General features: G+C 69.7%; 18 protein-coding genes. 13 read left to right on the top strand and 5 right to left on the bottom strand.

The window, feature by feature from the left end; translation table 11 throughout:
- Positions 1-962: 962 nt before the first annotated feature.
- The 9 genes from OV207_RS00160 (at position 963) to OV207_RS00120 (ending at position 10,439) form a co-directional block, all read left to right on the top strand.
- Positions 963-1,403, top strand: coding sequence for a hypothetical protein (locus OV207_RS00160; RefSeq protein WP_193429493.1), 441 nt, complete (start codon positions 963-965; stop codon positions 1,401-1,403).
- 203 nt (positions 1,404-1,606) lie between these two features.
- Positions 1,607-3,091: a CoA-acylating methylmalonate-semialdehyde dehydrogenase gene (gene mmsA / locus OV207_RS00155; RefSeq protein WP_267551508.1), complete on the top strand. Its 1,485-nt coding sequence runs from the start codon at positions 1,607-1,609 to the stop codon at positions 3,089-3,091.
- A 63-nt stretch (positions 3,092-3,154) separates the two neighbouring features.
- On the top strand, positions 3,155-4,408 hold the full coding sequence (locus OV207_RS00150; protein WP_267551507.1) for a GTP cyclohydrolase II: 1,254 nt from the start codon (positions 3,155-3,157) through the stop codon (positions 4,406-4,408).
- Positions 4,401-5,609 (top strand): URC4/urg3 family protein, encoded by a 1,209-nt coding sequence (locus OV207_RS00145; protein WP_267551506.1) that lies wholly within the window; start codon positions 4,401-4,403, stop codon positions 5,607-5,609. Before OV207_RS00150 ends, OV207_RS00145 begins: the two co-directional genes overlap by 8 nt.
- Before the next feature lie 76 nt (positions 5,610-5,685).
- Positions 5,686-6,321: a uracil phosphoribosyltransferase gene (upp, locus tag OV207_RS00140; RefSeq protein ID WP_193429497.1), complete on the top strand. Its 636-nt coding sequence runs from the start codon at positions 5,686-5,688 to the stop codon at positions 6,319-6,321.
- A 59-nt stretch (positions 6,322-6,380) separates the two neighbouring features.
- Entirely contained in the window at positions 6,381-6,719 is a 339-nt protein-coding gene (locus OV207_RS00135) for a hypothetical protein (RefSeq protein ID WP_267551505.1), read from the top strand.
- 118 nt (positions 6,720-6,837) lie between these two features.
- Positions 6,838-8,283: a hypothetical protein gene (locus tag OV207_RS00130; protein WP_267551504.1), complete on the top strand. Its 1,446-nt coding sequence runs from the start codon at positions 6,838-6,840 to the stop codon at positions 8,281-8,283.
- A gap of 64 nt (positions 8,284-8,347) precedes the next feature.
- Positions 8,348-9,115, top strand: coding sequence for a class I SAM-dependent methyltransferase (locus tag OV207_RS00125; protein ID WP_267551502.1), 768 nt, complete (start codon positions 8,348-8,350; stop codon positions 9,113-9,115).
- A gap of 16 nt (positions 9,116-9,131) precedes the next feature.
- Positions 9,132-10,439 (top strand): CapA family protein, encoded by a 1,308-nt coding sequence (locus tag OV207_RS00120; protein WP_324291493.1) that lies wholly within the window; start codon positions 9,132-9,134, stop codon positions 10,437-10,439.
- 3 nt (positions 10,440-10,442) lie between these two features.
- Here the strand turns inward: OV207_RS00120 and yjjJ are convergent, their stop codons facing one another.
- Both yjjJ and OV207_RS00110 read right to left on the bottom strand, forming a co-directional pair.
- A complete protein-coding gene (yjjJ, locus tag OV207_RS00115; RefSeq protein WP_267551499.1) occupies positions 10,443-11,753 on the bottom strand; it encodes a type II toxin-antitoxin system HipA family toxin YjjJ in 1,311 nt (436 codons plus the stop codon).
- A 178-nt stretch (positions 11,754-11,931) separates the two neighbouring features.
- On the bottom strand, positions 11,932-13,203 hold the full coding sequence (locus OV207_RS00110; RefSeq protein WP_267551498.1) for a chloride channel protein: 1,272 nt from the start codon (positions 13,201-13,203) through the stop codon (positions 11,932-11,934).
- Positions 13,204-13,525: 322 nt separating this feature from the next.
- Between OV207_RS00110 and OV207_RS00105 the strand changes: the two genes are divergently transcribed.
- The 4 genes from OV207_RS00105 (at position 13,526) to OV207_RS00090 (ending at position 16,307) form a co-directional block, all read left to right on the top strand.
- A complete protein-coding gene (locus OV207_RS00105) occupies positions 13,526-14,611 on the top strand; it encodes an SGNH/GDSL hydrolase family protein (RefSeq protein ID WP_193429503.1) in 1,086 nt (361 codons plus the stop codon).
- Positions 14,612-14,687: 76 nt separating this feature from the next.
- Positions 14,688-15,509 (top strand): hypothetical protein, encoded by an 822-nt coding sequence (locus OV207_RS00100; protein WP_267551497.1) that lies wholly within the window; start codon positions 14,688-14,690, stop codon positions 15,507-15,509.
- A complete protein-coding gene (locus OV207_RS00095) occupies positions 15,403-15,738 on the top strand; it encodes an AHH domain-containing protein (protein WP_324291479.1) in 336 nt (111 codons plus the stop codon). Before OV207_RS00100 ends, OV207_RS00095 begins: the two co-directional genes overlap by 107 nt.
- Entirely contained in the window at positions 15,735-16,307 is a 573-nt protein-coding gene (locus OV207_RS00090) for an imm11 family protein (RefSeq protein ID WP_267551494.1), read from the top strand. Before OV207_RS00095 ends, OV207_RS00090 begins: the two co-directional genes overlap by 4 nt.
- A gap of 42 nt (positions 16,308-16,349) precedes the next feature.
- Here OV207_RS00090 and OV207_RS00085 read toward each other — a convergent pair whose 3' ends face one another.
- The 3 genes from OV207_RS00085 to OV207_RS00075 are packed head-to-tail and all read right to left on the bottom strand — an operon-like array spanning position 16,350 to position 18,665.
- Positions 16,350-16,847, bottom strand: coding sequence for a hypothetical protein (locus OV207_RS00085; RefSeq protein WP_267551493.1), 498 nt, complete (start codon positions 16,845-16,847; stop codon positions 16,350-16,352).
- An 11-nt stretch (positions 16,848-16,858) separates the two neighbouring features.
- A complete protein-coding gene (locus tag OV207_RS00080) occupies positions 16,859-17,767 on the bottom strand; it encodes a DUF2381 family protein (protein ID WP_267551490.1) in 909 nt (302 codons plus the stop codon).
- 40 nt (positions 17,768-17,807) lie between these two features.
- Positions 17,808-18,665: a hypothetical protein gene (locus OV207_RS00075; protein ID WP_267551488.1), complete on the bottom strand. Its 858-nt coding sequence runs from the start codon at positions 18,663-18,665 to the stop codon at positions 17,808-17,810.
- Positions 18,666-18,718: the final 53 nt, after the last annotated feature.

Genomic DNA, 18,718 nt, shown 5'->3' with positions numbered 1-18,718 from the left:
AGGTCCGGCTGGGGCCTCGTCTGCTCTCCACCCTTGGATGCAGCCCAGGGCGGAAGGGCACAGGTGTTGCACTGCGGCGACACCACATTCCTCGGGAGCAAGCCAATGAAAATACACATCGCAGCACTCGCAGCCACCTCGCTTCTTTTCCTGTCATTCACTGCGACGGCAGAAGAGGCGGACCCTCGATGGACAAGAGACGCCACTGCTGCCTGCATGAAGGCGACTGGAGGACCCGCCAAAGTGGTCCCTGACTTTTCGGCCATAGACGTTGAGAGTTGCAGTCTCACGTGCCAGGCAAGCAACGGAAAGACGGTCAAGACCACCCTGCCGGATGGAGGCTTCTGCATCAGGTATCTGATTGTGACGCCTCCTCCGAAGCCTGTCGTCGGAAAGTGCAACAGGGGGCACTGTCAGACCTGACGCCGGCAACTGGAGACGGTGCGCGACCGGGTCCCGCGAGGTCGTGCACCACCAGGTGCTGCTGCCGGGCCGTCAGGCTCGCGGAGGCACCCATCGACTGCTGGGGCGGCACACCGCCTCTCCGCGCACCCAGTTCCATTCGCGCGAGCCGCCGAGCCTGCGAGGAGGTGCGCACCGCAGCACCTCGCGCGGGGCTTGCCTCGCGGCGGCCCTGGGGGGCCTGCCGCAGCCTCCGATTCGCCTCCTCCCACGCCTGGAGCCGGAGACGTGCGCGGTGAGGCCCCAGTGGCCCGTGACGGTAGGACCGCCGCGGCCAACCGCCCCAGCCCAGGGAGACGGAACCTGCGCTGAGCCAGGGCCCCTCACGGCCCGCGCCTGCTTGTCGCGGGCAGGTGTCACACAGGGCGCGCCGCCACCCGGCGCCTGACCGCCGGTCAGTCGCTGAAAACAAGAAACCCCCTGGGTTACATGCAACGGGGCCGGTTGTTATCGGTGGGAAAGGTGCGTGCCCCGCAGGACGCGCTTAGCCTCCCGAGCCCATGTCCCTCCGCAAGGACTTCATCGAGCGGGCCGTCGAGCAGTTCGTCGCGGCCATCGCCAGCATCCTCCGGGCCCGGCAGGAGAAGCGGTACGGGGACGCGCGCGCCCTCGTCCGTGAGACGTCCCTGTCCGTGCTGGGGATGGAGTACGGCACGCTCATCCTGGCGGACGCCGAGTCCACCTCGCGGTTGCTCGGCACCTGGGCCCGCGTGCGGATGCTCGCGAAGCTGGTGCGCGAGGACGGCGAGCTGATGCGCGAGCAGGGGGACCCCCTCACCGCCGACTCCCGCTTCCTCCTGTCGCTGGAGCTGTACCTGGAGGCCATGTCGCTGGGCCTCAACCCGGACACCGAGGACGCCACCGCCATCGCGGAGCTGCGCGGCAGCATCGACACGGCCAGCCTCTCCGAGCGCCACCAGCGGATGCTCGCCCAGGCCTGACGAGGCGCGGCGCGCACGTTGGCCCACCCGCCAGCGTTGAACACCCCGTCCGGGCATCGGTCGGGTTTGCGACACACCAACATTCGGAGATCCATCGCTTCCGATCAGGCGAGGACACCGTCGCGCCCCGCCGGCTTGCCGCGCGTCGTGGACTTGCGTCTACCATTGCCGCCAATTCGTCACGCAACACCGGGGGGGTGCGCGTGTCCTTGGTTCGGTTTCCCGAGAGCGTTGTCTCTTGCCGTAACCTCGTGGGCGGGGAGTGGCTGTCGCCCACGGAGGCGCAGTCGCTGGACGTCCGCGGTCCCTATACGGGGGCGATCATCGGCCAGGTGCCGCTGACGACCGCGTCCGGGGTCGCCCAGGCGGTGGAGGCCGCGAGGATCGCGGCGCATGACTGGGGGCTGACGCCGCTGCGCGAGCGCACCCAGTGCCTCCAGGCCTTCCGGGGCCTGCTGGAGCGCCACCTGGAGCGGCTGGCGCACCTGGCCGCGAGCGAGTCCGGCAAGACGGTGGCGGAGGGGCGCGCGGGCCTGCTCAAGGGCCTGGAGGTCTGTGACTTCGCCCTGTCGCTACAGCAGATGGACAGCGGCGCGCACCTGGAGGTGAGCCGGGGCGTCACCTGCGAGTACCGCCGCGAGCCGCTGGGCGTCGTCGCCGGCATCACGCCCTTCAACTTCCCCGCGATGGTGCCCCTGTGGCTGTTCCCCATCGCCGTGACGCTGGGCAACGCCTTCATCCTCAAGCCTTCGGAGAAGGTGCCGCTCACCGCGTGCGCGCTGGGGGAGCTGATGGTGGCGGCGGGCTACCCACCGGGGGTCTTCTCCATCGTGCACGGCGCGAAGGCGACGGTGGACGCGCTCGTGGAGCACCCGGACGTGAAGGCGCTGGCCTTCGTGGGCTCCACCCCGGTGGCGCGGCGCCTGTACGTGGAGGGCAGCCGCCACGGCAAGCGCGTGCTGGCGCTGGGCGGCGCGAAGAACCACCTCATCGTCGTGCCGGACGCGGATCCGGACCTGACGCCGCAGGCGGTGGTGGACTCGTTCACCGGGTGCGCCGGCCAGCGCTGCATGGCGGCCAGCGTGATGCTCGCGGTGGGCAACGTGCAGTCGCTGGTGGAGGACATCGTCAAGCGCGCGGCGCGGCTGGAGCCCGGCCCGGGCATGGGCGCGCTCATCGACCGGGGGGCGGTGGACCGGCTGGAGACGGCCATCGCGAAGGCGAAGGCGGACGGGGCGCTGCTGCTGCTGGATGGACGCGGCCGGCGCCCCTCGGGTGAGCTGTACGCGAACGGCCACTGGCTGGGCCCCACGGTGCTGGACGGCGTGCGGCCGGACATGGAGGCCGCGCGGCTGGAGCTGTTCGGCCCGGTGCTGTCCATCGTGCGGGTGACCACGCTGTCGGCGGCGCTCGCGGTGGAGAACGCGTCCCCGTACGGCAACGCGGCCTCCATCTTCACCACCAACGGCGCGGTGGCGCAGACGGTGGTGGAGGGCGCCAAGGCCGGCATGGTGGGCGTCAACGTGGGCGTGCCGGTGCCGCGCGAGCCCTTCTCCTTCGGCGGCACGGGCGAGTCGAAGTTCGGCCACGGCGACATCACCGGCCCGTCCAGCCTCGACTTCTGGAGTCACCGCAAGAAGGTGACGCGCAAGTGGTCCGCGCGCACCGACGGCTCGTGGATGAGCTGACCCCCTTTCGCCTCCTTCAAGACCTTTCAGGACTGCTCCCGCGCCCGACAGGAGGGCGCCCTCATGGCTGACAAGAAGCCCGTCAATCACATCCGTCTCACGTCGCACCCGGACCTCCAGGTGCCAGGGGTGCCCCTGCGCTGGGGCGAACCGGAGCCCCTGCGTCGCGGCCCCGTGGTGGCCACCATGTCCGACGCCGGGAACCGCAACGTCATCGGCACGCACTCGGGCGCGTATGCCATCTACCGCGCGCTGGCGGTGTCCGCGGGCAAGCTGCCGCAGGACCACAAGGCGGACCTGACCAACACGTCCCCCGCGGCGCAGGTGGGGCCGTACCCGTCGTGGAGCGACTCCAAGCGCATCGTGTCGCTGGACCCCTGGGGCGCGGTGGCGTCGCAGGTGTTCCGCGCGTACGCCGAGCAGGGCGTGGACTACCGGCCCACCATCGCCGTCACCCGGGCCCACATCAACATGCCGGAGGTGCGCGACGCGATGCTGGCCGGGCGCCTCAAGGTGGACGGCGATCTGGTCGCGGCCAACGGCGACATCAAGGTCGTGAAGGCCGCCGTGGAGCCCGTCTGGTACCTGCCGGGCATCGCGGAGCGCTTCGGCCTCACGGAGGGCGCGCTGCGCCGGGGCCTCTTCGAGCACACCGGCGGCATGTACCCGGAGCTCATCACCCGCCCGGACCTGCACGTCTTCCTGCCGCCCATCGGGGGGCTGTCGCTGTATGTGTTTGGCGACATCGCGAAGCTGGCGGACCGGGACGTCCCGCTGGCGGCGCGCGTGCACGACGAGTGCAACGGCTCCGACGTGTTCGGCAGCGACATCTGCACCTGCCGCCCGTACCTGGTGCATGGGATTGAGGAGTGCGTGCGGATGGCGCAGCAGGGCGGGGTGGGGCTCATCGTGTATCACCGCAAGGAGGGCCGGGCGCTGGGGGAGGTCACCAAGTTCCTGGTCTACAACGCGCGCAAGCGGCAGGAGGGCGGCGACTCCGCGGCCACGTACTTCCACCGCACCGAGTGCGTGGCGGGCGTGCAGGACATGCGCTTCCAGGAGCTGATGCCGGACGTGCTGCACTGGCTGGGCATCACGCGCATCCACCGCTTTGTGTCCATGAGCGACATGAAGCATGACGCCATCGTGCGCTCGGGGATTGAAATCCTGGAGCGGGTGCCCATCCCGGACGGGCTGATTCCAGCGGATGCCCGGGTGGAGATGGAGGCGAAGAAGGCGGCGGGCTACTTCACGCGCGGGCCGGTGGCGGACGCGGGGGCGCTGGCGCAGGTGAAGGGACGGGACCTCGATGCTTGACGCGATCCGGGTGCAGGAGGTGTCCCCCACGGTGGCGTGGCTGCGCAGCCCGGCGGCCATCCGCGAGCGGTGTCACCAGGTGCTGGACCTGGGGCTGGCCGGGAGGCTGGAGTACTTCCGGGTGGAGCCCTCACGGCTGCCGACGGTGGTGGACCGGGTGCTGGCGGTGACGCATGAGGCGTACCCCCGGCTGGACATCCCGGTGCACAGCCGCTGGCGGCACTTCGACGCGGGCGGGGTGCCCCGGCTCGCGCAGCTGCAGGCGAAGCTGGCGCCGCTGCCGCCGGAGGAGCGCGCCCGGGCGAAGGTGGACCTGGGGGTGGTGAGCGTGCTGCTCGATGCGGGCAGCGGCCCCGCGTGGCGCTACCAGGAGCCCGGGGGCGCGACGTACGTGCGCTCGGAGGGGCTGGCGGTGGCGTCGCTGCGGATGTTCATGGCGGGGGGCTTCTCCTCGGATCCGGACCGGCCGCTGCGCGCGGACGCGGAGGCGCTGGGGCGCATGACGCGCGAGTCGCTGGAGCGCGGCTTCCAGGTGTCCGCGTCCAATCCGTTGCTCGGGGTGGAGGGCCGGCTGCATTTGATGAAGGAGCTGTCGCGCGTGCTGCCCCGGCCCGGGTCGCTGTTCGACATGCTGGCGGCGCACCGCCGGAGCGTGCGGGCCGCGGAGGTGCTGGGCACGGTGCTGGACGTGCTGGGCCCCATCTGGCCGGGCCGCACGACGGTGGACGGCGTCAACCTGGGCGACGTGTGGGCGCACCCGGCGCTGGGGCCCACCGACAGCGCGGACTCGCTGGTGCCCTTCCACAAGTTGTCCCAGTGGCTGGCATACTCGCTGGTGGAGCCGCTGGCGGAGGCCGGCGTGGTGGTGACGGAGCTGGACGCGCTCACCGGCCTGCCGGAGTACCGCAACGGCGGGCTCTTCGTGGACCTGGGCGTGCTGGTGCCGCAGGACCCGAGGCTGTTGGCGGAGGTGTATGACCCCGGCGACGCGCCCATCGTGGAGTGGCGCGCGCTGACGGTGGCGCTGCTGGACCGGGTGGCGGCGCTGGTGCGCGGCCGGCTGGAGTTGAGCGCGGAGGAGCTGCCCCTGGCGAAGGTGCTCCAGGGCGGGACGTGGACGGCGGGCCGCCGCGTGGCGGGGGAGCTGCGCGCCGGGGGCGTGCCGCCCATCCGCGTGCGCAGCGACGGCACGGTGTTCTGAAGCTGCTGGGGACATGAAGCGCTTTGAGCAGGCCCACAGGCCGCCCGGGACGCCCCGGGCGGCGCGAGGAGAACCCATGGACTTCCCGAACTGCACGGTGGTGGATCACCCGCTGGTGAAGCACAAGCTGACGGTGATGCGCAAAACGGACACGAGCACGGCGTCCTTCCGGGCGCTGCTGGAGGAGATCTCCCTCCTGCTCGGCTACGAGGCGATGCGCGACCTGAAGCTGCGCGAGGAGGAGATCCAGACGCCCATGGCGCGCACCACCGGCTGGGCGCTGGACGGCAAGAAGCTGGTGCTGGTGCCCATCCTCCGCGCGGGGCAGGGCATCCTGGACGGGCTGCTGCAACTGGTGCCGTCCGCGCGCGTGGGCCACATCGGGCTGTACCGCGACCCGGAGTCGCTGGGCGCGGTGGAGTACTACTACCGCGTGCCCGCCGACCTGGAGGACCGGGACGTCATCGTCTGCGACCCGATGCTCGCCACGGGCAACTCCGCGGTGGCCGCGCTCCAGCGCGTGAAGCGCAGCCGCCCCGGGAGCCTGCGCTTCGTGTGTCTGCTGGCCTGTCCGGAGGGGCTGATGAACCTGCGCGAGCACCACCCGGACGTGCATGTCTTCACCGCCGCCATCGACGAGAAGCTGGACGCGCACGGCTACATCCTGCCGGGCCTGGGCGACGCGGGAGACCGGCTGTTCGGTACGAAGTAGGCCGCCACGGGCCGCGGCATCCCGAAGAGAGCCTTTCGACTATCCTCCGGGACATGCGAATGATTGCCCCGTTGCTCCTGGCCCTGTCCGCGGGGTGCTCCTCCCCATCCGCCCGCCCGGAGCCCCAGCCGGCTCCGGTCGCGGAGGCTCCGGCGCAGGCGCCGTCCACCCCCACGCCCGCGGACCGGCCGGACCCGGGGGCCGCCGCGTACACCGCCTGTGGCTGCGGCTGCTGCCCGGGCGTCGAGGCGAACGGCGTCAAATGCGTGGGGCGCGAGGAGCTCCAGCAGCTCATCGCCAAGGACCAGGCCGACGCGAAGTCGCCGGACTGCGCCATGGCGGGCTGCACCCTCCCGACGAAGTACCAGGTCTGCGACCCGAACCCCGCCACGCCGTGATGCAGTGGGTCAGGAGGCCCCGACGCACACTTTCACTTCGCGGCTCTTGAGAACCGGGAAAGACGGATTTTAAAATCTATCCGTCTAAACGTTTTTCACCCTTCCCGGGAGTCCAGACATGCGCGCGTCGTGGCGGTCCACCCTGATGACGGTGATGTTGGGCGCGGTGTTCACGGAGGGGCTCGCGGTGGCCGCTCCGGCCGAGCCCTTTGCTCCGGAGGGCCAGCGGGCGCAGGAAGGCGCCCAGCGTTGGACGGAGGCGCTGTCCACGGGCGAGGGCACGGGCGAGCTGGTGAGCACGCGGGACGGGCTGTTGTACGAACCCAACGCGGTGATGCGCCGGCCTGAAGGGTCCAGCCGGTTGACGGGCCTCTTCACGTTCCCGGCGCGGACGCTGGCGCAGCCGGTGGACACGTTCCGTCCGCGCATCCAGGCGACGCAGGCCCCGGGCATGGGCGTGGAGGTGGACGTGCGCGTGCGCGTCCCGGGCGGCGCCTGGAGCGAGTGGCGCACGGCCGGCGCGGGCGAGGCCGTGAGGTTGCCCCGCTCCGGCACGGAGGTGCAGGTGCGGCTGGCGCTGGTGGCGGACGAGCGCGGCCGGGGCCCCGCCGTGCAGGAGGTGGCGCTGGAGGGCTGGCGCGAGGGGACGGACGCGGAGGAGGGGCTCCAGGCGCTGGCGCCGCTGAGCTACCGCGTCTTCGCCACCCGTGAGGGATTGGTGGGCGGCACGACGGCGAACGGGCACGTCATCCGGACGAATGACCGGTTCGCGGCGCTGCCGTCGCGGCGGGGGCTCGCGTCCAAGGGCGGCTCCGAATACCAGGTGCGCGTCTGTTATTCGAAGACGGCGAAGTGCACGACGACGTCTGTCTGGGACGTGGGGCCCTGGAACACGAAGGACGACTACTGGAACCCCTCCAGCGTGCGCGAGATGTGGAAGACCCTGCCGCAGGGCAAGCCGGAGGCGCAGGCGGCGTACCAGGATGGCTACAACGGCGGGTTGGATCAATTCGGGCGCCGGCCGGCGAACCCCGCGGGCATCGACCTGGCGGACGGGACGTTCTGGCTGGACCTGGGGATGACGAACAACGACTGGGTGGACGTCACGTACCTGTGGACGTCGGGCGGGGGCACGCCCACGGGCCTGGTGGTGGACAGCAACAACGCGAACAACGACCCGGCGAAGGGCTACATCCAGCTTTCGGGTTCAAGCTGGGCGTCGTCCACGAACGTGGCGGGCTACTACGGCAGCAGCTACCTGGTGTCGCCGGGCGCGGCGGTGTCGGAGCCGGCGACGTTCTGGTTCTACCTGCCCACGGCGGGCACGAAGACGGTGGATGCGTGGTGGACGGCGGCGACGGACCGCTCCACGGCCGCGCCCTTCATCGTCGTGAACGCGGCGGGCACGCAGCTGGCGAACGTGAAGGTGAACCAGCAGCTCAACGGCGCCCGGTGGAACACGCTGGGCTCGTGGAGCTTCCCGGCGGGCTGGAACAAGGTCCAGTTGAGCCGTTGGGTCACGGCCGGCACCTACGTCGTCGCGGACGCCATCCAGGTCCGTTAGCCGTCGTGGACGTCCCCGTCACGCGAGCGGTAGAACGCTGGACCGTCCCCGAGGAAGAACCTCCATGGCCTTGCGCACCGTGATTCCTCCTCCGCTGGAGGAGCCCCAGCTCTACACCGACCTCGCGTCCTGGTGGCCCATGTTCTCCCCGCCGGAGGAGTACGTGGAGGAGGCGGAGGACCTGCTGGGCATCCTGCGCACGGCGGCGCCAGGGCCCGCGACCACGATGCTGGAGCTGGGCGCGGGCGGTGGGAGCCTGGCCTTCCACCTGAAGTCGCACTTCACGCTGACGCTGACGGACCGCGCGCCGGAGATGGTCGCGGTCAGCCGGGCCGTCAATCCCGAGTGCGAGCACCGGGTGGGGGACATGACGTCCCTGCGGCTGGGGCGCACGTTCGACCGGGTGATGGTGCACGACGCCATCATGTACGCGGCGGATCGGGACTCGGCGCGGGCGACGGTCCAGACGGCGGTGGCGCACTGCCGGCCGGGCGGCGCGGTGGTGCTGCTGCCGGACTTCGTGCGGGAGACCTTCGAGCCCGCCACGGAGTCGGGGGGGCACGACTCGCCGGACGGGCGGGGGATGCGCTACCTGATGTGGACGTGGGATCCGGACCCGGAGGATGAGACCTTCGAGACGGCGTTCGCGTACCTGCTGCGCGAAGCGGATGGCACGGTGAGCATGTCGCAGGAGCGCCACTGCTTCGGCCTGTTCCGGCGCGAGGACTGGCTCACCTGGATGCGGGAGGCGGGCTGCTCCGCGACGACCCGGCGCGACCCGTGGAACCGCGAGGTCATCATCGGGGTGCGGGAGTCCGGTGACGGCGGGTAGGCAGCGCGCGGGCTTCGTGTCCGCGCTCGTGGGGTGGCTGGTGCCGGCGCTGGTGGCCGCCGCGCCCGCGCGCGTGGAGCTCGTCTTTGGCGGGGACGTGATTCCGCACGGCGAGGTGAAGTCGGTGGCGAGGGCGCATGCGCGCACCGGGGCGGTGGCTCCGGGCGGAGGCGCGGCGCCCTCACTCAATGACGAGGGCTGGGGCCACGTCTTCGGGCCGCTGTCGGACGTGCTGCGCACGGCGGACGTGGGCGTGGTGAACCTGGAGACGCCCGTCACCGACGAGCGCAAGGCCGTCACCCAGGAGCTCGTCTTCAACGCGCCACCGGCGATGGCGCGGGCGCTGGTGGGCGCGGGCGTGAAGGTGGTGTCCACGGGCAACAACCACGCGCGCGACCAGCACCCGGAGGGGATGGTGGAGACGCTGCGCCACCTGGACGTGGCGGGGCTGCGGCACGCGGGCACCGGGGCCACGCGGGACGCGGCCTGGGCGCCGGTGTTCATGGAGGTGCGCGGGGTGCGGCTGGGCTTCCTGTCCTTCACGCGGAGCCTGAATGGCTTCAGCAACCCGAAGGACGCCAACGCGCCGCACGCGGCCCTGGTGCCCTATCCGGAGCACGCCTCGCGGCGGGGCGTGAGTGAGAAGGAGGCGGTGGAGCGGGTGCGCGTCGCGGCGGCGCGGTGTGATGCGCTGTTCGTGCTGGTGCACTGGGGGCGCGAGTACGCGGAGGCCCCGCACCCGCTGGACCGGGCGCTGGGGCAGGCCCTGCTGGAGGCGGGGGCGTTCGCGGTCATCGGGCACCATCCGCACGTGCTTCAGCCGCTGGAGGCGTACACGACGAAGTCCGGCCGCAGGGGGCTCATCGCGTACTCGCTGGGCAACCTGGTGGCGAACCAGGGGCGGTTCTACAAGCACCGGGCGGGAGGGGCGGGGACGGAGGGGGACAAGCGGGACTCGCTGCTGCTGCGCGTGGGGGTGACGCGCGCGGAGGCGGGTGCGCCGGTGGCCCTGGGCGACGTGGCGGTGCTGCCGGTGTGGATCGAGAACAACGCCGCCGGACGCAAGGCCCGCGCGAAGCGGAACATCCAGCCGGTGCTCATCGACCGCGAGGTGGAGGAGGTGTCCCGGAGGCTGGCCTCGCTGGCCCTGCGCACGGGGACGCCGGACAAGGAGACCCGGGCGGAGAAGGTGGCCCTGGAGCAACGGCTGGCGAGCGCCCGGTACCGCCGCGAGCGCATCCTGCGAATGCTGCCCGCGGAGTTCCGCGTGGCCTCCCCGGAGCTGCGGCGGCGCGAGGACGCGACGGCGCGGGTGGTGCCGTAGGCGTCAGCTCACGGGCACGCGGGCGATGAGTTCCGCGAGCCGGGCCCGGCAGGTGGCGCAGCGTTGACGGAAGTCCTCACCGATGTCCGGAGACGCGACGAGCGTGTCCCAGTACGCCAGCGCATGGCGGGCGGCGTCCGCCCAGACGTCCAGGTTGTTGGCATGGGGTGGCGCGGGCTTGAACTCACGCTCGACGAGGTGCGCGCCATCCGGTGCGAACACCATGGGCAGCATGTCGTAGATGGGCGCGAGCTGGAACCGCCCCGGCGACTCCACGAAGCAGGAGACATTGCCAAGGTGCCGGTCGGTGTTCCCGATGAGCTGGCCGAAGGTATCAAGCCAGCGGATCCTCCGGACGTCTTCCTGGGAGAGCCGGCGTTCGGCAAACAGCCGCAGGGCAACGTCGGTCCAGGTGCCTCCCGAACCGACGTACTCATTGTCGATGGCACGCAATGACAGCAGGGCGCGTCTCCCTCGAAGTCCGATCCGATCAAACCGCTCGACCTCCAGGAATCGGTGACTTTCCAGGTCGAACCTGTGGGCCTTCGCCGCATCGAGCCCTGCCGTACGCACGGACTCCAACGCGAGGTGTTCGCTCGCGAGCAGGTCCCTCCAGCGTTGTCCCGCACTGCCTGCGCTCGCATCCGCGAACTTCACGAGCACATGACGGCCTTCGGCGTAGACGGCGAACTTCGGCTGCTCACCCCCAGCGGACGAGCCCGAGCCATCCGCCAGGAACGTCCGGGCCCGCTTGGGGTAGCTGTCCCGGCGGACCTCTTGGACCCACATGGCCAGGTAGCGGTTCAGGGACTCCTCACCCAGGATGAGGTCTCCCGTGCAGTCCTCTCCGCGTCGCGCCAGGGCGATGAGCACCTGATCTTCGTTCCAGTCCGTCGTGCGGGGAGGGAGCGCGAGGTCTGGATGACGCTCTCGGAAACCCCGGCCCATGTATCCCTGGGGGCTCATCTCCTCCGCGAAGGGCGGGAGTCCTTCGAAGCGTTGCCCGAGGCCCCTGGCAGCCTCCTGCCAGGTTCCACCCGAGGACAGGAAATGGAGCGCACCCTCACGATGGAGCTGGCCTGCCTCATCCACCCGATGGAGGGGGACCTGGGTTCCCAGCCCCGCCACCCCGCGCGTCCGGGCATACACAGCGCCCCGAGTCCGTCCCATCCGGCAGACCGCATCCCCCGCGGCCTTGAGCCACCGCGACAGGGTCTGCTGCGAGACGCCGAAATGCTGCTGAAGCGCCTCGGCCGACACCGGTTGCAGGCGCTGGACGACGTCCAGGAGCTGGGGGAGGGAAGGGGCGGTCATGAGTAGATAAGTGAGTAGATAACGAGACTGAATGAACGCGCAACCTGCTGATTTCAAATGAGTTCATGGGAATGGACCCTCAAAAAGTGGGTAGATGGCCAGCGCTCCATCTGACAGAGCTGCTCGGCTGCCCACCCTGGTGACACCCTCATGACCGGCAGCCCTGACGCCCGAGCCGTCAGGGCTTCCGCGGTGTCCCGTGCAGCTCTCGCAAGGACACGATGCGGTCCAGCAGCGGCCCGCCCAGCTTCCTCCGGGCGATGCGCTGTGACGGATAGATGCCCCGGTGCCCGGTGAGCAGGTACGCCACCGTGGCGACGATGGCCACGTGGGGCAGCACCGCGCCGCCCACCAGCTCCACCGCCATCAGTGACAGTGCCAGGGGGGTGTTCGCCGCCGCCGCGAACAGCGCCGCCATGCCCACCGCCGCGCCCAGGTCCACCGGCAAGCCCAGCAGCCGCGCGAGCACGTTGCCCAGCGCCGCGCCAATGAAGAACAGCGGCGTCACCTCTCCCCCCAGGAACCCCGCGCCCAGCGTCACCGCCGTGAAGACGAGCTTCCACGCGAACGCGTCCCCCGGCAGCGACACGTCCTGGAACGCGCGCAGGATGCCGGGCACGCCCAGGCCCAGGTAGTCGTCCGTCCCCGACAGCTTCCACAACCCCACCACGCCCAGGCCGCCCAGCGCCATGCGCAGGGGCAGCCACGGCACGTACCGCTCCAGCAGCTTCTTCAGCCCGTGCGTGCCTTCGATGAAGGCCACCGCCACCGCCGCCACCGCCGCCGCGAACACCAGCCACTTGCCCAGCACCGGCAGCGTCAACGCCAGCGCCTGGGGCGAGGGATACACGGTGTGGTGGATGCCCAGCCCCCGCGTCACCAGGTCCCCCACCACCGACGCGGTGAGCGCGGGCAGGAGCGCCTCGTAGCCGAGCCGCCCCACGCACACGACCTCCAGCCCGAACACCGCCCCCGCCAGCGGCGTGCCGAACACCGAACCGAAGCCGCCCGCGATGCCCGCCGCCAGCAAGTCCCGCCGGGTGTCCGGCGCCACGCGGAAGCGGTGGGCGATCTGGTCCGCCAGGCTCGCGCCCATCTGCACCGCGGTGCCCTCGCGCCCCGCGCTCCCGCCGAACAGGTGCGTGAGCACCGTGCCCACGAGCACCATGGGCGCCATGCGCAGGGGAATCACCGCGTCCCCCTCATGCACCGTGTCCAGCACCAGGTTGTTGCCGCCCCGGATGGACGCGCCCCACCGGCCGTACACCGCGCCCAGCACCAGCCCCGCCACCGGCAGCGCGTACACCAGCGCCCCCTGCTCCAGCCGGACCTCCGTGGCCCACTCCAGGAGCGCCAGGAACACCGCGGACGCCACACCGCACACGCCGCCCACCGTGCCGCCCAGCAGCAGCCACTGTCCCAACGCTCGGGCACCCCGGGGAACGTTCACGACCTCGCAGTCTAGGCGCGGCGCGGCAGCCCCGGCGGGGAAGTTCTCCCTCCGAGCAAACACAGACAGCGGATTCTTCCAGCCAGACAGGCTTCGCGGCCCCTGAAACATGATGAAACAACGCGTCAACCTGGGGCGTCGCGTCATCCGTCAAAGCAGGCACCCCCAGCTCTGACGCGCCATGGCGGAATTCATGCTCAACCGGCAATGCAAGGTGTGGGGCTATTTCGGGTCTGGGAGGTGATTCCTCAATCAAACCCGTGTACCTTGCGCCGCCTCTCCCCTTGCTGGGGAGAGACCCCCTACCTCCTCAGGAGCCGGTATGTCCGTTCGTCGCAGCGGGCTGTCCCTCGCCGCCGTCCTCGCCGCCACCACGTTGGGTGGAAGCGCGATGGCCAGCACCATCAACCAGAACACGTCGTGGACCATCAACCGTTCGGCGTCTCAGACGTACCGGGTGGTGGCGTACGGCGATTCCATCTTCGCCGGCTACAACGGTGGCATCAGCGCCGTGGCGCGCCGTGGCGCTCCCGTGGTGGAAGGTGAGTACGCGGCGAAGAAGTGGGGCACGAACGTGGAGGTCATCCGCCGCACGAAGTCCGGTGCGAAGGCGGACGACATCTACAACAACAAGATCGTCAACGAGCGCTCGTACATGCAGTCCGCCAACACGCGCGTCGTGATGTTCGAGATGTGCGGCAACGACTACCTGCAGGCGCGCAGCGCGTTCTCCGACCAGACGGGGACGTGCAACTACAGCGGCCTGCAGTCGGCGCTGGCGGCGTGCACCACGTACATGGAACGCAGCATGCAGACCATCAACCAGTACGCGACCAGCGCCAAGGTCAAGGTCATCGCGAACATCTACTACCCCGGCTTTGACGCGGACAACGTGCTGACGGCCTGCACGGACTCCGTGACGAAGCAGAAGGTGAACAAGCAGACCTACTTCCTGCCGCTGCTGGCGCGCAGCAACTGGCGCGCCTGCAACCTGGCGTCGCGGTACGGCTTCAAGTGCGCGGACTCCTTCGCGGAGATGATGGCGGCGGACTACGACCGCAACGGCGACGGCCAGGTGGACTCGGCCGCGATCGCCTACATCCCCGGTGAGTCCGAGGACGCCTACGTGCAGCGCATCAGCGTCACCCTGCGCAGCACGCTGCGCGACGCGAACCTGCACCTGGCGAACGCGAGCACCAGCTACGACTACATCCAGTCCGACAACACGCACCCGACGTACTCGGGCCCGACCATCGGCGTGAACATCTTCTCCGGCTCCGGCTCCGGTTCGGCCGCGCCGACGTACACGGACGCGCAGATCGTCAACGGCAAGAACCCGATCTGGAACCAGTTCGGCCACGAGCGCATGGGCTGGTCGATCTCCACCTTCGATCCCGCGACGCCGTAAGCTGAAGCCGCATCCGTAGTGCCCAGGGCCTCCGACCTGTCATTGGGTCGGGGGCCTTGTCATGTCCGGAGGTTTCATGAAGGCCTGTTGGCTCGTTGCCTTGCTGCTCACGGTGGGGTGCGCGACGCCGCGTGGGGTGACGCTGGAGACGGGGCAGGGGAGGTTCATCGTGTACACGCCCACGCCGTCCGCGCCGGTGGAGATCGACGACGCGGCCTTCCGGGAGGCTGTCACGCGGCTCGTGCTCGACACGCGGCTGGACCTGTCGTTCGGGTTGTCGGGACGGCACGTGTTGCTGGCTTCGGCAGGGGGCGTGGTGGACGGCGATGGGAGCGCGCTGTCCGCGCGGATTTGTGAGGGGTTGGAGGCGCGGGAGGCCTGCCTGGGCCTCTTGGGGCGCGGGTTCATGTCCGGCGCGATGCAGCGGGGGATGATGGCGCTCTTCTTCGCATTCGACACGGTGTGGGAGGGCGTCGCGGGCGTCATCCAGGAGCTGATGGCTCCCGCCGCGCTGCGCACGATGGTCACGGCGACGGTAGGCAGCGCGCTGTTGCTGCTGGTCATGCCCGAGCCCATCACGAAGCTCGTCGCGCTGGCGCTGACCGCGTCGTTGATTGCGTACCTGGGCACGGGGCCGGTGTGGAACCTGGGCCGGGCCTTCCTGCGGTTGATGGAGGAGTCCGAAGCCGCCCGGAGCCCCGAGGAACTGAAGGAGGTGGGGCACCGGTTCGGAAGGGTGCTGGGGAGCGACGGGGCGCGGGGGCGGGATCCAGGGGGACCCGGAGGGGGACGTGCATCACATCTGCACGGACAAGAACGAGGTGTCCGGCAGCTCAGGTGGGCCGTGGACACCGCAGTTCGAGCGATATTTCAGAAGAACTCAGATGGATCTCAATGACCTTGCGAACAAAGTGCGCATTGATGGACACAGGGGGCCTCATCCTCGCGAGTATCATCAGGCGGTGCTGGACCGGATCGCTAAAGCCATGAACAGCTGCAAGGGTGCTGACCAATGTCGGGCTGCGTTGGTGGGCGAGCTTGCGAAGATTGCGAAAGACCTGGTCACCGCAGGCACGGAAATGCGGAAGTTGATTACAAAGACAAAGACTCCTGGACTTGAGCGATGACTCGACGGTTTTTCCGACTGGCGATTGATGTGTACGTCAAGGGGCGCTGGTACCTGGGAGAGCCGACGACTCTTGATGGCGCGGAACTCGAGGACGTTTGGGTGTTCGGCTACGGCCACCCCATGGAATTCAACGAACGGCTGCGCATCTCGTTGGATCGACCTGGGAGGCCACTGGACTTCGATACAGCCGGAGTTGGTCAGGCACCCGTCGTCAATGCTCGGGTTGCGGACGTTTTCCGAGCGCTCGCACCGCATGATGTACAGCTCTTCCCAGCTGAGGTCGAGGGGCAGGCCGAGCCCTACTGGCTGATGAATGTGGTGCGAACAGTCCGCTGCATCGACGACAAGGCGAGCGCGGAGGTGCAGTTCTATACGCCAGAAGACGGCCGACCAGACAGGGTGGGCGAATATCGCTCTGTCATCGGGCTGCGCATCGACACCTCGAAGGTCGGTGACGCGCGCGTGTTCCGCCTCTGGGGCTGGCATCCCCCCATCATCGTTGACGAGGAGATCAAATCCGCGCTGGAGCGCGTCGGCATCGTGGGAGGAGAATTCGACCCGGTCTGAGCGGCGAGCTACGGGGGGCGGAGTGCCCGGTGGACCAGCGCACTACCTGAACTCATCCACGATGTAGACGCCCGCGCTGGAAGCGCCAAGGACGGCCATCCCAGGCTTGGAGCCTGGAAGCTTCCTGAGCTGCCCGATGCCCAACCTCGCCACCGCGCAGATGGGAACCTGGTCCCCTCCATCCAGGGGCTGGGCGGCGTAGTACCGGATGACAGCCTGGGGACCGCTGGTCCAGACCCGGCCATAGAGCCGGGCCGGTGCCGCCAGGGGGCCGAGATCATCTTCGAGCACGCTCTCAATCGAGCCCTCGTACAGAGCGAGCGGGCTGCTGGACTGATTCGCGTCGAGCTGGATCCACGCGGACGCACCGACGAACAGCCGCAAGTAGTTCATCGCCTTGCGCGCCTCTTCCGGACACTTCTCCGGTCCTGGCGTCCCGTCAGGTCGAAGGGCCACCCCGCTCGTCGCGGAGCCAGGGCAGCCGGACGAGGTCACGAGCAGCACTGCGCAGCCCAGGAGCGCGAGCTTGGTAGAGGCCATGCGTCGCGCTCTTACTGTGCAACGAGATCAGGATCTAGCTGAACGACTGCCTGCCGAAGGCCATCCTGCCGGTAGAACTCCAGAAAGACCGAGGTCAGTTTGCCGTCCTCGACGAAGGCACTCCTGTCCGCCACGAATGCCACCACGCCGGACTCTCCAGGAGCAATCGAGGGACGGGTCGAGCGAACGGCGACGGCGCTCTCCCTTCCGCTCGAAACGCTCAGGAGTCGGGCGGACTTCATGCTCCAGGCCTGCTTCAGGGAGAGGTTCCTGATCGTGAGGACGACCGCCGCCTTACCCTTTCCCCGGAACAGGGTCGCCTTGAGCTTCGTGTCGCCATCCTCGCCGTTGATGCGACTCGCAATCATGAAGGGCGTCTGCGCGACAGCTCCCGCAGCCAGGAGCGCGGCCAGGGCGTGGTCCTCGGAGGTCTCCTCCTCGCGATACCGCTGGTTCTCCTTGGTCAGTGAGCTGTTCTCCTGGAGCGCCCTGCGCAGCGCCGCGTGCATGGCCGCGTAGCCCTCGCGGTTCTTGAACACGTCGACCTGTTGGTCGGGCAGGCCCTGCTTCTCCCAGCCCGGAGGCCGCAGCAGGAACGGCACCTCGGTTCCATCCACGAGCGTCACGACCAGTGGAACCCCTTCCTCTTCGTTGAGGTCGTGGGTCGGCTCCAGGATGACCTTGTTGCGGACCACCGCCAGCGGTTCGAGCCGTCCCTCCCAGCCGAGCAACTTCGTCCTGTCGGCATCCACCGCCTTCTCGAATCGCAGCGTCGTGACCACCTGCCCCTTTACGTAGACGCGGTGGGTGTCGCCGTCCGGATGCTCTGAAAGCATGAGCGCACGCACGACGGTCTTCTCACGTTCGCTGGCGCCGACGACGGGGGCCACCAGAAGGCAAAGCAGAAGGATTCGAATCACGCACACAACCTACCAGGAGGGCTGCGCGGCCTCCAATCCCTCAGCCCAGCAGGCGCACCGCGAGGAACACCGGCAGCGCGACGTAATACAGGGCCCGGCAGGTCCACTCCGCGCCGGTGCGCACGCGGCGCGCCCACCGGGGGCCCAGCCACGCCGCTCCGAAACACAGCGCTTCCGCGAGCGCCCTCCAGAAACAGCCAAACAGCAGCAGGGCCAGGAACACCGGCAGCCACGTCCGGACGAACGTGAACAGATACGCCTTGAGGCCGTACATCTGCCACTCACCGAAGGGCCCCCCGAAGGAGATGTACTGGTGCGCCCGGAAGAAGATGGCCGCCAGCACCCCCGGCACCAGCCCGTACTTCAACAGCCAGTCGTACCAACGCCTGCGCCACTTCGCGCTCCGCGCCTGCGCGTAGCGCACCAGCGGATGGTCGCGCGCCTCACCCAACGCCCCCATCGCCGTCAGCAGGGGCGCCGGGTCCTGCGACTCCAGGCCGTACGCGAACGCCCGCCCCGTGCGCAGCTTCAACGTGAGCCCGGGGCCCGGAACGGGCAACCACCACGGATGGACCGACGCCAGGGCCTCGAAGGGAATCTCGAAGTGCGCGCCCCCGGACTGGGTGAGCACCAGGCCCTCCGGACGCACCGTCACCGTGGCCCGCGTCCCCAGCCTCAACAGGCGCAGCGCGATGAGCGGCAGCAGCCCTCCGACCGCCAACCCCGTCGCCAGCGGCCCGGGCTGCACGTCCTGGGTCCCCGCGAGCACGTCCCCGAACAGCAACGCCGTGAAGTAGCCGAGCGTGCCCAGGACGATGGCATGCAGGAGCGCACCCAGCGCTCGCAGCCTCGGCGTGAGGGCGTGGACGGGGAAGGGGCCTGACGCGTCGAAGGTCATGGGTGGCGGCGTGCGCATTGCTTCGGAGCGAGCGGCTTCCGTAGCATACGCCT

Source organism: Corallococcus sp. BB11-1 (assembly GCF_026626625.1).
Taxonomy (GTDB): domain Bacteria; phylum Myxococcota; class Myxococcia; order Myxococcales; family Myxococcaceae; genus Corallococcus; species Corallococcus soli.
The sequence above is the reverse complement of the archived record's forward strand: the minus strand, read 5'-3'. Positions and strand labels throughout refer to the sequence as shown.

What these genes read in the sequence shown, in the direction of transcription:
- OV207_RS00160 (WP_193429493.1), top strand. Translation starts at nt 963, where the DNA reads ATGTCCCTCCGCAAGGACTTCATCGAGCGGGCCGTCGAGCAGTTCGTC.
- OV207_RS00125 (WP_267551502.1), top strand. Translation starts at nt 8,348, where the DNA reads ATGGCCTTGCGCACCGTGATTCCTCCTCCGCTGGAGGAGCCCCAGCTC.
- yjjJ (WP_267551499.1), bottom strand. Translation starts at nt 11,753, where the DNA reads ATGACCGCCCCTTCCCTCCCCCAGCTCCTGGACGTCGTCCAGCGCCTG.
- upp (WP_193429497.1), top strand. Translation starts at nt 5,686, where the DNA reads ATGGACTTCCCGAACTGCACGGTGGTGGATCACCCGCTGGTGAAGCAC.
- OV207_RS00145 (WP_267551506.1), top strand. Translation starts at nt 4,401, where the DNA reads ATGCTTGACGCGATCCGGGTGCAGGAGGTGTCCCCCACGGTGGCGTGG.
- OV207_RS00150 (WP_267551507.1), top strand. Translation starts at nt 3,155, where the DNA reads ATGGCTGACAAGAAGCCCGTCAATCACATCCGTCTCACGTCGCACCCG.
- OV207_RS00100 (WP_267551497.1), top strand. Translation starts at nt 14,688, where the DNA reads ATGAAGGCCTGTTGGCTCGTTGCCTTGCTGCTCACGGTGGGGTGCGCG.
- OV207_RS00075 (WP_267551488.1), bottom strand. Translation starts at nt 18,665, where the DNA reads ATGACCTTCGACGCGTCAGGCCCCTTCCCCGTCCACGCCCTCACGCCG.
- OV207_RS00105 (WP_193429503.1), top strand. Translation starts at nt 13,526, where the DNA reads ATGTCCGTTCGTCGCAGCGGGCTGTCCCTCGCCGCCGTCCTCGCCGCC.
- OV207_RS00085 (WP_267551493.1), bottom strand. Translation starts at nt 16,847, where the DNA reads ATGGCCTCTACCAAGCTCGCGCTCCTGGGCTGCGCAGTGCTGCTCGTG.
- OV207_RS00090 (WP_267551494.1), top strand. Translation starts at nt 15,735, where the DNA reads ATGACTCGACGGTTTTTCCGACTGGCGATTGATGTGTACGTCAAGGGG.
- OV207_RS00135 (WP_267551505.1), top strand. Translation starts at nt 6,381, where the DNA reads ATGATTGCCCCGTTGCTCCTGGCCCTGTCCGCGGGGTGCTCCTCCCCA.
- OV207_RS00130 (WP_267551504.1), top strand. Translation starts at nt 6,838, where the DNA reads ATGCGCGCGTCGTGGCGGTCCACCCTGATGACGGTGATGTTGGGCGCG.